Source organism: Streptomyces sp. AcH 505 (assembly GCF_000818175.1).
GTDB lineage: Bacteria > Actinomycetota > Actinomycetes > Streptomycetales > Streptomycetaceae > Streptomyces.
Genome location: NZ_JTIY01000001.1, coordinates 3,790,608 through 3,802,324, shown reverse-complemented (window position 1 = coordinate 3,802,324; position 11,717 = coordinate 3,790,608). Strand labels below are relative to the sequence as shown.

At 69.1% G+C, this 11,717-nt stretch carries 15 protein-coding genes and 1 pseudogene; 7 read left to right on the top strand and 9 right to left on the bottom strand.

Annotated features, from left to right (window positions below; all coding sequences use genetic code 11):
- The 6 genes and pseudogenes from HY68_RS17350 to HY68_RS17325 form a co-directional block, all read right to left on the bottom strand.
- A pseudogene (locus HY68_RS17350) lies at positions 1 to 1,402 on the bottom strand (hypothetical protein); the annotation flags it as partial.
- Positions 1,403 to 1,570: 168 nt separating this feature from the next.
- Complete coding sequence (locus HY68_RS17345; protein WP_041989832.1) at positions 1,571 to 3,070, bottom strand: bifunctional cytidylyltransferase/SDR family oxidoreductase; 1,500 nt, start codon at positions 3,068 to 3,070, stop codon at positions 1,571 to 1,573.
- A gap of 436 nt (positions 3,071 to 3,506) precedes the next feature.
- A complete protein-coding gene (gene obgE, locus HY68_RS17340) occupies positions 3,507 to 4,949 on the bottom strand; it encodes a GTPase ObgE (protein WP_041989829.1) in 1,443 nt (480 codons plus the stop codon).
- 136 nt (positions 4,950 to 5,085) lie between these two features.
- On the bottom strand, positions 5,086 to 5,340 hold the full coding sequence (rpmA, locus tag HY68_RS17335; RefSeq protein ID WP_041989826.1) for a 50S ribosomal protein L27: 255 nt from the start codon (positions 5,338 to 5,340) through the stop codon (positions 5,086 to 5,088).
- Between the two features lie 14 nt (positions 5,341 to 5,354).
- Positions 5,355 to 5,678 (bottom strand): 50S ribosomal protein L21, encoded by a 324-nt coding sequence (rplU, locus tag HY68_RS17330; protein WP_041989823.1) that lies wholly within the window; start codon positions 5,676 to 5,678, stop codon positions 5,355 to 5,357.
- A gap of 237 nt (positions 5,679 to 5,915) precedes the next feature.
- Positions 5,916 to 6,470 carry a Uma2 family endonuclease gene (locus tag HY68_RS17325; RefSeq protein WP_241778603.1) on the bottom strand — a complete coding sequence of 185 codons (555 nt, stop codon included), beginning with the start codon at positions 6,468 to 6,470 and terminating at the stop codon, positions 5,916 to 5,918.
- Positions 6,471 to 6,653: 183 nt separating this feature from the next.
- Here HY68_RS17325 and HY68_RS17320 point away from each other — a divergent pair, with 183 nt between their 5' ends.
- Positions 6,654 to 7,166, top strand: a complete 513-nt coding sequence (locus HY68_RS17320; RefSeq protein ID WP_041989819.1) for a dual specificity protein phosphatase family protein — start codon at positions 6,654 to 6,656, stop codon at positions 7,164 to 7,166.
- Here HY68_RS17320 and HY68_RS17315 read toward each other — a convergent pair.
- Positions 7,129 to 7,614: an ATP-binding protein gene (locus tag HY68_RS17315; RefSeq protein WP_041989816.1), complete on the bottom strand. Its 486-nt coding sequence runs from the start codon at positions 7,612 to 7,614 to the stop codon at positions 7,129 to 7,131. The two genes, HY68_RS17320 and HY68_RS17315, sit on opposite strands and share 38 nt — an antisense overlap.
- A 148-nt stretch (positions 7,615 to 7,762) precedes the next feature.
- Between HY68_RS17315 and HY68_RS17310 the strand changes: the two genes are divergently transcribed.
- From HY68_RS17310 to HY68_RS17295, 4 genes are read left to right on the top strand one after another with little or no spacing between them, the layout of a single operon-like run.
- Positions 7,763 to 8,584: a helix-turn-helix transcriptional regulator gene (locus tag HY68_RS17310; protein WP_041989814.1), complete on the top strand. Its 822-nt coding sequence runs from the start codon at positions 7,763 to 7,765 to the stop codon at positions 8,582 to 8,584.
- Positions 8,581 to 8,769, top strand: coding sequence for a DUF397 domain-containing protein (locus HY68_RS17305; RefSeq protein WP_041989810.1), 189 nt, complete (start codon positions 8,581 to 8,583; stop codon positions 8,767 to 8,769). Before HY68_RS17310 ends, HY68_RS17305 begins: the two co-directional genes overlap by 4 nt.
- Complete coding sequence (locus HY68_RS17300; RefSeq protein ID WP_041989807.1) at positions 8,766 to 8,957, top strand: DUF397 domain-containing protein; 192 nt, start codon at positions 8,766 to 8,768, stop codon at positions 8,955 to 8,957. The genes HY68_RS17305 and HY68_RS17300 overlap by 4 nt, the downstream gene beginning before the upstream one ends.
- On the top strand, positions 8,954 to 9,142 hold the full coding sequence (locus HY68_RS17295; RefSeq protein WP_041989804.1) for a DUF397 domain-containing protein: 189 nt from the start codon (positions 8,954 to 8,956) through the stop codon (positions 9,140 to 9,142). The genes HY68_RS17300 and HY68_RS17295 overlap by 4 nt, the downstream gene beginning before the upstream one ends.
- Before the next feature lie 4 nt (positions 9,143 to 9,146).
- Here HY68_RS17295 and HY68_RS17290 read toward each other — a convergent pair whose 3' ends face one another.
- Positions 9,147 to 9,665: an AAA family ATPase gene (locus HY68_RS17290; protein WP_041989801.1), complete on the bottom strand. Its 519-nt coding sequence runs from the start codon at positions 9,663 to 9,665 to the stop codon at positions 9,147 to 9,149.
- A 116-nt stretch (positions 9,666 to 9,781) separates the two neighbouring features.
- Between HY68_RS17290 and HY68_RS17285 the strand changes: the two genes are divergently transcribed.
- A complete protein-coding gene (locus HY68_RS17285; protein ID WP_041989798.1) occupies positions 9,782 to 10,189 on the top strand; it encodes a YciI family protein in 408 nt (135 codons plus the stop codon).
- Between the two features lie 7 nt (positions 10,190 to 10,196).
- On the top strand, positions 10,197 to 11,339 hold the full coding sequence (locus HY68_RS17280) for a DUF6596 domain-containing protein (protein WP_041989795.1): 1,143 nt from the start codon (positions 10,197 to 10,199) through the stop codon (positions 11,337 to 11,339).
- 82 nt (positions 11,340 to 11,421) lie between these two features.
- On the opposite strand, the gene HY68_RS17275 is transcribed toward HY68_RS17280, so the two are convergent.
- Positions 11,422 to 11,717 (bottom strand): hypothetical protein (locus tag HY68_RS17275; protein ID WP_198533289.1); only part of this gene is annotated, 296 nt, incomplete at its 5' end.

The window sequence follows — 11,717 nt, the reverse complement described above, 5'->3', positions numbered from 1 at the left end:
CGCGCGCGGCCGCCGCTGCCTCGGCCCAGCGCGGCTCGGCCGCCCTGGCCGCCGTCGCCTCGTTCACCATCTCCATCAGCCGCGCGTGAACGGCCTTGGCCTTCTTGTCGCGGATGCCGGTGAAGGGGTGTGGCTTGTAGATGACCCGAACGGGCTGCTCCGCGTCGAGCAGCCGCTTGACGATGTTCTCGCCGGCCAGCAGCAGCGAGGTGTTGCCGGGGTTGTCGTCCCAGCCCTCCCAGGTCGGCGCGTAGAGGATCGTCGGGATCGGCTTGCGCGTCGTGCCGGTGCCCTGCTCGATCGGGGCGAGCTGCGGGCGGCCCACCTCGACGATGTCGTCGTCGCGCACCCCGACGTCGGCGAGCGCGTAGCGGTCGCGGCCCGCCCGTCCTGCGGTCCACACCTCGTCGTACACCTTGCTGTACGGGTTGACGCTGGCGATCTTGTCGCTGTCGCCGTGCCCGATGAAGACGTGCTGCATGGTCGGCACCCGCAGCAGGTGGATGTTCTTGCCCACGTTCGCCGCGTAGAGCGCGACGCGGACCGTCGACAGGTCGAGGTTCATCAGATGCGTGCCGCCGGGGACGCAGATCACCGGCACCGGGGTGGCGGCGAGCTGGGTCGCGATGGCGCGCTCGCGCAGGATGATCAGCAGCCGCTCGGAGAGCTGCTCCATCGTTTCGAGCCACATGTTGACCTGGTACGCCGACTCCTTGGAACCGGAGAAGTACAGCACCACCTGCGGCTGGTACTCGCGCAGCCAGCCGTCGACGGCTTCGAGCACGTCGGCGGCGGGCGGCACGAGCCGGCTGCGGCGCAGGTACGGCGCGATGGCCAGCACGTAGAGCAGCGCGAGGAGGAGCGTCAGGGCGACGCCCGCGTACCCGAACTCGTACGTGCCGGTCCAGGCGGCGACGAACACCCCGGCCATCATCGGCAGGTCGAGGTGGAGCATCTTCTCGCTGGCCCGGCGCACCAGCATGTTCGGCGGGGCGTTGGGGATCCTTATGGCGTGCAGGTCCACGTTGCGGGTGACGACCGGCATCGTGCGGCGCAGCCTGAGCAGCATCACCAGCGCGCCCTGCGCGGTGTGCAGCGCGTAGAAGATCAGGAAGCCGGCCACCGCCGCGTAGGTCAGCGCCTCACCGGCCAGGTCCAGCCGGGCCAGCAGCAGGACCAGCAGGAGCTGGCGTGCCAGGAAGCGGATCGCGAGACCGGCCCGCACCTTGTCGAGCCGGTTTATCAAATAGCTGCCGCGGTGGTAGAGATACCGGTCGGCTGCATAGGTCGCGATGACCGCGACGGCGAAGAACCAGATGTTCGGAATCAGCGCGGCGAGTATGGCGCACGGGAACCCAAGCCCCAGCAGGGCTGCCGCGGCCAGCTCTGACCGGCTGCCCACGCGGGCCAGTCGAATGGCGGTCGAAATCACGAAGAACCTGCTCCAGAGGGGGTGCCGGTTATTACATAGTTGGCGGGAATTGTGAAGGCGGGGCTTCACGCACTCGGGCCCCTGTGCACGCGAAATCGCGTGCACAAAGGCCCGAAAAGTACAACTTGTTACGGATTATTACACATCTCCCTGACGGTCCAGCACGGCCGCCAGGGCCTGTTCGAAGCCGGACGCCTCGGAAGCCCCGCGGGTGGGGTCCTGTTGGCGTACGTCGATGACGTGCCCGGTCAGTTCGGAGAGGAGCACGTCGAGGGAGGTACGGGCGACAGCTTCGGAGGAGAGCAGCGAGCCCGCGGGCTCGGCGCCGAACGCCTTCGTGCGCATGGGGGTCGCCGTACGCTCCGGATTGACGCAGTTCACCCGGATGCCTTCGCCCGCCCATTCGTCCGACAGAGCCTGGGTGAGATTCACCATGGCGGCCTTGGTGGACGAATAGAGGCTGTACTCGGCGCGGCCCCTGGTGTAGCTGCTGGAGGTGTAGAGCAGCAACTGGCCCTTGCTCTCGGCCAGGTACTTGTACGAGGCACGGGCGATCTGCACCGGCGCCAGGTAATTGACGTTCAGGGCTTCCTGGATCGTCGTGTTGTCCGTCTCGGCGAGCTTGCCGATGCGCAGCACGCCCGCCGTGTTGATGACGTAGTCGATGCGCCCGGTCTCGGAGTACGCCTTCGACAGCGCGTCGTCGACATGCTCCGGATTCTCCACGTGCGTACCGGTGGTGGATCGGCCCAGCGCGTAGACCGTCGCGCCGTACTGCTCGGCCAGCGCCGCGATGTCGGCGCCGATGCCGTACGAGCCGCCGAAGACGACGAGCGTGCGGCCCTGGAGCAGTTCACGGTAGGCCGCTTCGTCGGCCTGGCGGGGCGCGGCGGTCGAGGCGAGCTGGAAGAGCTTGTCGGCGATGAAGACGTCGACCGGCTGGGTGACCTTCATGTTGAACTCGTCGCCGGCGACCACGTAGATCGGCACGTCGGGCAGGTACTTCAGGACCACCGAACAGTCGTCGGTGGCCTGGAAGTTGGGGTCTCCGCCGGCGACCTCGTACGCCCTGCGGATGGTGGAGAGCTTGAACGCCTGCGGGGTCTGGCCGCGCCGCAGCCGGGACCGGTCGGGCACGTCGGTGATGAACTCGCCGTCCTCACCGTGCGTGCGGGTCACGATGATCGTGTCGGCGGAGGGGATGGCGACGTCGACGGCCTGGTAGCGGTCGAGCGCGTCCACACAGCTCTTGATCACGTGCTGCGAGAGCAACGGCCGTACGGCGTCGTGGAAGAGGACGTTGCGGTCCTCACCCTCGGCAAGGCCCTCGCTCAGCGCCTCGATGGCGCGCTCGGTGGTCTCGTTGCGTGTCGTGCCGCCCTCGATCACCCGGGAGACCTTGGTCAGCCCGGCCTTGGCGACGATCTTCTCCACGTCGGGCACGTAGCCGGGGGCCATCAGCACGATCACGTCGTCGATGGACTCGGACTGCTCGAAGATCCAGAGGGTGTGCTCGATGACAGCCTTGCCCGCGATCTTCAGCAACTGCTTGGGAATCGACAGGCCCACGCGCTGGCCGGTACCACCGGCGAGGACGACTGCGGTGGTGCGGGGCCGGACTTCATGGAGCACAGACACGGAACGACCTGCCTTGAGACGAGTGGAGGACAGAGCGATGGTCGCACTCTCCGTGACCGTCTCGCAAGGCGGACGCCCGGTGCAGGCCATGCGGCCGATACCGGGCGTTCACCCTCTGGCCAGCGATGTTGCCCGACGGCGCGACGGCCAAGAAGGTGACCGACACCACACGTTGGCGCGTTCTCCCTGGTCCACGGGGTCTACGTGGCCGCCGGGCCGACGGCCGCGGCGGATACGGCACGCGCGGCGACGGGGCCGCGCACGGTCGGTGACGAGACCGTGGGCGGCCCGGATCGTTACGGGAATGACCTCTTGCCGGGGCGGGGCGTACTGCGGAGCGGACGCCACGACGTCGTGGGGACGTCCGGTGCCCGGACGTCCTGCGGGTGCCCCCTGATCGTCCTCCGGCTTCCGCTGGCGGCGCCCCCCGGGCGTCCTACTGGAACGGCCGGAAGTCGTCGTACTCCTTCTGCGGGTCGTCCCGTTCGGCGTCGCGGTCCCTGCGGCGCTGCGCGGCCGGCCGGGGCGCTTCGAGCCGGTGGTCCTCACCACGGCGGCCGAGCATCTCGGCGCCGGCCATCATCGTCGGCTCCCAGTCGAAGACGACCGCGTCGTCATCGGCGCCGATCGCCACTCCGTCGCCCGCGCGGGCACCGGCCTTCCGCAGCTGGTCCTCGACGCCGAGCCTGCTGAGCCGGTCGGCGAGATAGCCGACTGCCTCGTCGTTGCTGAAGTCGGTCTGCCGCACCCAGCGTTCGGGCTTCTCGCCCCGTACGCGGTAGACGCCTTCCTCTTCGTCGAAGGCGACGGTGAAGCCCGCGTCGTCCACGGCCTTGGGCCGGATGACGATACGGGTCGCCTCCTCTTGCGGCTTCTCGGCACGGGCCTTGGCGACGAACTCGGCGATGGCGAAGGAGAGTTCCTTCAGCCCGGTGTGCGCGACGGCCGACGCCTCGAAGACGCGGTAGCCGCGGCTCTCCAGCTCCGGGCGGATCATCTCGGCCAGCTCCTTGCCGTCCGGGATGTCGATCTTGTTGAGGACGACCATCCGCGGCCGGTCGTCGAGCCCGCCGTACTGCTTCAGCTCCTCCTCGATGACATCGAGGTCGGTGACCGGGTCACGGTCGGACTCCAGGGTCGCCGTGTCCAGGACGTGCACGAGCACGGAGCAGCGCTCGACATGGCGCAGGAACTCAAGGCCCAGCCCGCGGCCCTCGCTGGCGCCGGGGATAAGACCGGGCACGTCGGCGATGGTGTAGACGGTCGAACCCGCCGTGACCACACCGAGGTTGGGCACCAGGGTGGTGAAGGGGTAGTCCGCGATCTTCGGACGCGCCGCGGACAGCACGGAGATCAGCGAGGACTTGCCGGCGCTCGGGTAGCCGACGAGCGCCACGTCGGCGACGGTCTTCAGCTCCAGGACGACCTCACCGGCCGTACCGGGCACACCGAACAGCGCGAAGCCGGGCGCCTTGCGGCGCGCCGAGGAGAGCGCCGCGTTGCCGAGCCCGCCACGGCCGCCCTCTGCGGCGACGTACGTGGTGCCCTGACCGACCAGGTCGGCGAGGACGTTGCCCTTCTTGTCGAGGACGACCGTCCCGTCGGGCACCGGCAGGACCAGGTCCTGGCCGTCCTTGCCCGAACGGTTGGCGCCCTCGCCGGGCCTGCCGTTGGTGGCCTTGCGGTGCGGCGAGTGGTGGTATTCGAGCAGCGTCGTCACGTCCTGGTCGACGACCAGGATGACGTCGCCGCCACGGCCGCCGTTGCCGCCGTCGGGTCCGCCCAGCGGCTTGAACTTCTCACGGTGTACGGAGGCGCAGCCGTGGCCTCCGTTACCCGCGACGACATTCAGCTCGACGCGGTCCACGAAGGTGGTCATGGGGATTGCCTCCAGTACATACGGAAAAACTCATACCGAACAACACGCGAAAGGCGGACCCACTTCCCGTCAGAGAAGTGAGGTCCGCCCCAAGCGCAGAACGTTCCAGCAGTGCTGCCCAGCGACTCAGTCGAGGTCAGGCAACCGGAACGATGTTCACAACTTTGCGACCACGCGCGGTGCTGAACTCGACCGCACCGGGGTTGAGCGCGAACAGCGTGTCGTCGCCGCCACGGCCGACGCCCGCGCCCGGGTGGAAGTGGGTGCCGCGCTGGCGGACGAGGATCTCACCGGCGTTGACGACCTGACCGCCGAAGCGCTTCACGCCGAGCCGCTGCGCATTCGAGTCGCGCCCGTTACGGGTGGACGATGCGCCCTTCTTGTGTGCCATGTCTCGTCAGTCCCTTACTTCTTCGCGGCGGTGGGGATACCGGTGACCTTGATCGCCGTGTACTGCTGGCGGTGACCCTGGCGACGGCGGTAGCCGGTCTTGTTCTTGTAGCGAAGGATGTCGATCTTGACGCCCTTGTGGTGGTCAACGACCTCGGCCGTGACCTTGATGCCGTCGAGCACCCACGGGTCGCTGGTGACGGCGTCGCCGTCAACCACGAGCAGAGCGGTGAGCTCGATCGTGTCGCCAACCTTGGCGGTGGGAATCTTGTCAACCTCAACGATGTCGTCGACAGCAACCTTGTGCTGACGACCACCGCTGCGCACGATGGCGTACACGGATACTCACTCTCGCTCGATACGGAACTCCTGAAGCCAGCCGCCCGCACGGGCCGGGGCCCGAGACGATCCTGAAAGGGAGAGCGGCCTCCCCCGAAGGCCCGGGAGCCGAGGGCTCCGGAATTCCGGGAGGTAGGTGCTCAGGAGTGGACGTGCATAGACACGCCGAAGGTTCAGGGTACGGGGCGCCGGTACGGGGGGTCAAACCAGCCCTCGGAGCCCCTGGGCCTGGTGCTCTCAGCGCACCCAGCCCATGAGCGGCTCGGTGTCCAGCCGGATCCCGACGGGCGCGGGAAGCTCGACGGCCTTGCCGAACGGGATCCGGTCCGACCGCTCGTACCGCACGCCGTCCGGCACGCTGTGCACGATCACCTCGCAGCTGTCCCTGTCGATCAGGGCATAGACCGGGATCCCGGTCTCGGCATAGGCGCGCGGCTTCTCGACGCGGTCGCGCCGGTCCGTGTCGGAGTCGGAGTCGGAGTCGGAGTCGGAGTCGTACGAGGTGACCTCGACAACCATGAGTGCGGGGCCGGCATCGGCCCACTCTCCGTGCCCGACGAACACGTCGGCGGGCGCCAGCACGCCGTCGGGCCGCGCATGTCCCGTGCGGTAGGTCTCGACACGCAGCCCCTGGTCATGGACCCACAGCTCAGGGCCCGCCTGGATGCAGATCCGGGTCAGCCACTGAATGATCCGGCCGTGATCGCCGTCCGGAACCGGCTTGACTCCCAGTTTTCCGTGGATCAGCTCCGGCCTGAGCTCTTCCGCCTCCCGCGCGAGCGATCGGGCCACGGCTTCGAACTGCTCCGACAGCAGGTGCGGCCGGTCTGCGATCGCGGTCTCCTCCTGCGGCTAAGGGAACTCGGTCCGGGGCCTCCGCTCTTCAGAATACGGACCGGGAAGGGGAACGGAAACGGGAACGGGAACGGCGGATCGTGTCGTTACCTCGATGAGCCGGGCGGCGAAGGAGCATGAGTGAACACGCGCCAGAAGGACCACGTCCCCGCCCCACAGACCCGCTGGGACGAGATCAGGCCGGGCCTCTGGATGGGCGGCCATGTCTGGACGGACACCACGGGCCTGCTGCGGCCCGTGGTGGTCACGGACGAGTTCGACCTGGTCGTCAGCGCCTTCACCCGCCCGGACCACGGCCCCGACCCGGGCGTGGACCACCTGGTCGGCGAGATCCCCGACGCCTCCCTCACCCCGCCCCAGATCCGCACGGTGCAGACCCTGGCCACGACGACGGCGGACGCGGTACGCGACGGCAGGACCGCCCTCGTCCGCTGCTACTCGGGCTACAACAGGTCCGGCCTGATCGTGGCCCAGACGCTGATGGAGCTGGACGGCCTGGAGGCCGAAGAAGCAATCGACCTGATCCGCCGCCGCCGCTCGTCGTGGGCGTTCAACAACGGCCTGTTCGAGCACTACCTGACGACGGGCCTGGACATCACGTACGTACTGACGGACCTGGACCTCCCGGACTGACACCTGCCACTCCGGCCCCGACGGCGATGACGGCCCAGACGGTCTTCCCGGGCCCGGACCGCCCGCTCACACCCCACCGCAGCGCGAGTGCCTCGACAATGACGAGCCCCCGCCCACGCTCACTGTCGACGCAGTGGTCGCCCCTGCCGGGAAGCGCGTCATGGGTGTCGGAGACCTCGACCCGCAAGAACGCGGCGTCGGGCTCGTACGCGAGCCGCACCGCGAAGCCCCGCCCGGTCACCCGCCCGTGCAGAACGGCGTTGCTCGCCAGCTCGGCGACGACGAGAGCGACGGCGTCGGACGCCTCGGAGTCGTACGGCACCCCCCACGCGTCGAGCTGCTGCAAAGCAAGCACCCGCGCCAGCCGCGCACCACGCCGGGTGGCGGAGAACCGCTGGACGAACGCACGTACGGTGACGACCACTTGAGTCTGCTGAGTCGCTGGCATGCCCCCAGCGTCCTGGCGCGAAGGGACGGTTCACCAGGTACGACACCAGTACAGCGGAGGCTGTATGGGTTCGGGCGGTGGACCGGGTGGCTAACTCCACGTAATGCTGCGTGCGTCGAGAGTTGCACAGGAACGCGTCGGAGGCGGCATGAGCAGTGAACCCGAGATGTCGGACAGCCTCAAGACCTTCGGCGCGGTACTGAAGGCGCTGAGAACGGAAGCGGGCCTGACCCAGGAGGAGTTGGCCCCACGGGTCCAGTACTCGGTCCCCTACCTCGCCAAGATCGAACAGGGCAAGCGCTACCCGCCGAAGGACCTGGTCGACAGGGCCGGCGAAGTCCTGGGCCCGACGGCGGCCCACGTACTGGAGGCGGCGGCGCACAGCTTGACGCGAAAGGCGGGGCTGGCGTCGTGGTTCCGGCAGTGGGCGGGGGTGGAGGAGGAGGCGGTGTCGCTGTACGCGTACGAGTGCCGCGTGATCCCGGGCCTGCTGCAACCGGAGACGTACATCCGTGCCGCCTTCAGCAACAGCCTCCCGCCCCTGACCGACGAGCAAGTGGAACAGCAGGTCGCGGCTCGACTCGAGCGGCAGCAACTGCTCGTGGACAAGCCCAATGTCACGTTCTGCTTCATCATCGAGCAGGCGCTCCTCGAAAGGCGCACCGGCGGGGACGACGTGACGCGAGCCCTCGTCGACCACCTGCTGGAACGGGCACGGCTCCGCAACGTGGAGATCCAGGTCATGCCCCTGCGGAGCCGCTTCCACGCCGGCCTCGACGGGCCGATCTACCTCGCCGAGACCTCGGCTCACCAGTGGATCGGCTACACCGAGAGCCAGAAGTCGAGCAGCCTGATCACCTCACCCGACGGCGTCAGCGCGCTGTTGCAGCGCTATGGAAGGATGCGAGCGCAGGCCCTCGGCGACGAGGCCACGACCGGTCTGCTGGAGCAGATGCGAGGAGCGCTATGAGCACCGTCGAACTCGACTGGTTCAAGAGCAGCTACAGCGGTACCGAGGGCGACAACTGCGTCGAGATCGCTACCACGCCGGACACCGTCCACATCCGCGACTCCAAGAACCGCCTCACCGTCCGACTTACCGTCTCCCCCAGCACCTGGTCGGCCTTCGCCACCTACGTACGGGAAGCGCGATGAGCCGCACCACCGAACTGGACTGGTTCAAGAGCAGCCACAGCGGCGGCGGCGGTGACAACTGCGTCGAGATCGCTACCACCCCCGACGCCGTCCACGTCCGCGACACCAAGGACACCGACGCGGGCCGGCTCACCCTCTCCCCCACCGTCTGGGCGGCCTTCACCGCCTACGCGCGAGAAGTGCTATGAGCCGCGCCGCAGAAGCAGAACTGGACTGGTTCAAGAGCAGCTACAGCGGCAGCGGCGGCGACAACTGCGTCGAGGTGGCCACCACCCCCGACACCGTCCACGTCCGCGACACCAAAGACACCGACGCGGGCCGGCTCACCCTCTCCCCCGCCGCCTGGGCGGCCTTCACCTCGGTCTACCGGTAGTCGGTCATAGCGCCGCCAGCCAGGACGCCGTCTCGTCCGGGTGGCCGAAGCGGTGGACGGCGAGCGGGGCGAAGCGGGGATCGCTTGCGCGGCGGGCGATTTCCGCGCGGCGCGGGGCGTGTTGGGACCAGGCCCACCACACCGGGTGTTCGCGGCTCAGCCAGCCCCTCCACGTTTCCCTGTTGCCGCCGAAGATCCGCTCGCGCGTGACGGTGCGGCGCAGCGACCGGCGCAGGACGCGGGGCATGATGACGCGCTTCGGATAGTCGAGCCAGATGACCGTGTCGGCCCGGTCCCACAGCAGGTCACGGACCTCCGGGTAGCCGAGGGAGTCCACGATCCAGCGGGACCCGGCGGTGAGCCGTGACACGTCTTCGGCAAACGTCTCGTTCGTCGCCCAGTCGGGGCCCGTGAAGTGCAGCGCGTCCATCTCGTGGTAGGTCAGGTCCAGACGGCCGGCCAGCGCTCGGGCGAGCGTCGATTTGCCCGCGCCGGTGACCCCCACCACCAAGATCCGTTCCACCCGCCGCACCCCAGAACAATTTTCTCGCGCGACCATGTCGAGAACCCGTGGCCCGCTCCGTCCCTGCTGTGAACGCGACCAGAATGGGTCGCACGCCGGCACCGAGGAGAACCATCATGGCCAAGTACCTGCTGCTCAAGCATTACCGTGGCGCTCCGGCCGCGGTCAACGACGTTCCCATGGAGAAGTGGACGCCGGACGAGGTCATCGACCACGTCCAGTACATGAAGGACTTCGCGGCCCGTCTTGAGGAGACCGGCGAGTTCGTCGACAGCCAGGCGCTCTCCCCCAAGGGGACGTTCGTCCAGTACGGCGGCGAAGGGCGTCCGCCCGTCACCGACGGTCCGTTCGCCGAGACCAAGGACCTCATCGCCGGCTGGATGGTGATCGACGTCGACAGCTACGAGCGCGCCGTCGAGCTGGCCGGGGAGCTGTCGGCCGCGCCCGGGGCAGGCGGGAAGCCGATCCACGAGTGGCTCGAACTGCGCCCGTTCCTGGGCGCGGCACCCACCGTCACGGAGTGAGCCGTACGTGAACGAGCTACTGCTCCGGAGCCTGACGCCGAGCGTCCTCGGCATCCTCGTCCGCCGCGGAGCCGACTTCGCGGCGGCCGAGGACGCCGTACAGGACGCGCTGGTCGAGGCGGTACGCGTCTGGCCTGCCGATCCTCCGCGCGACGCGAAGGGCTGGCTGGTCACGGTGGCGTGGCGCCGGTTCCTCGACGCGACGCGGGCGGACACCGCCCGCCGCCGGCGCGAGAACGTCGTGGACGAAGAACCGGCGCCCGGGCCCGCGCCGGCGGTGGACGACTCGCTCCAGCTCTACTTCCTGTGCGCCCACCCGTCGCTGACACCGTCGTCCGCCGTCGCACTCACCCTGCGCGCCGTCGGCGGGCTCACCACACGGCAGATCGCCCAGGCGTACCTCGTGCCTGAGGCGACCATGGCGCAGCGCATCAGCCGGGCCAAGCGCACGGTCTCCGGCGTACGGTTCGACCAGCCTGGCGATGTCGCGACGGTGCTGCGTGTCCTCTACCTGGTGTTCAACGAGGGGTACTCGGGCGACGTCGACCTCGCCGCCGAAGCGATCCGGCTCACCTGGCAGCTCGCGGCGGGGATCGACCACCCAGAGGTGGCGGGGCTGCTCGCGCTGATGCTGCTCCACCACGCCCGCCGCGCCGCCCGGATCGCCGCCGACGGCAGCCTGGTGCCGCTGGCCGAGCAGGACCGTGGCCGCTGGGACACCAGGTCGATCGCCGAGGGCGTCGAGATCCTGCAGACGGCCCTCGCGCGCGACCGGCTGGGCGAGTTCCAGGCGCAGGCGGCCATCGCGGCGCTCCACGCGGACGCGCGGACGGCCGCGGAGACCGACTGGGTGCAGATCGTCGAGTGGTACGACGAACTCGCCCGCCTGACCGACAGCCCGGTCGTCCGCCTCAACCGCGCGGTCGCCGTGGGCGAGGCGGACGGCCCGCGCGCGGGCCTGGCGGCGCTCGATGCACTGGACGACACACTCCCCCGCCACACCGCGGTGGCCGCGTACCTCCACGAACGCGACGGCGACCTGACCACGGCGGCAAAGCTCTACGCGGAGGCCGCGAAGAAGGCCCCCACCCTGGCGGAACGCACCCACCTGACCCGCCAGGCAGCCCGCCTCAACTCCCGCCCCCGCTGACAGCTCACAGCTCGCCCGAAACAGAACGGTGCCCCGCCCTGTATGTGACAGGACGGGGCACCGGGGAGGTACTACCGAAGGCTCAGTCTTCGGTCGGTGCTGACACGCTCGGTGACGACGTCTGCTCGGCCGCCGAGGTCTTCTTCGACGCCGACTTGGCCGTCTTCTTGACGGTCGTCTTCTTGGTCGCCGCCTTCTTGGCCGTCGTCGTCTTCTTGGCGGCGGCCTTCTTCGCCGGGGCCTTCTTCGCCGCGGCCTTGCGGGCCGTCTTCTTGGCCGGGGCCGCGGCCGGAGCCTCGGACTCGGCTGCGGCGACGCCTGCGGGTTCGGCTTCCGGCGTGGGCTCGGTCGACGCTGCCACCACCACGACCGCCGCTT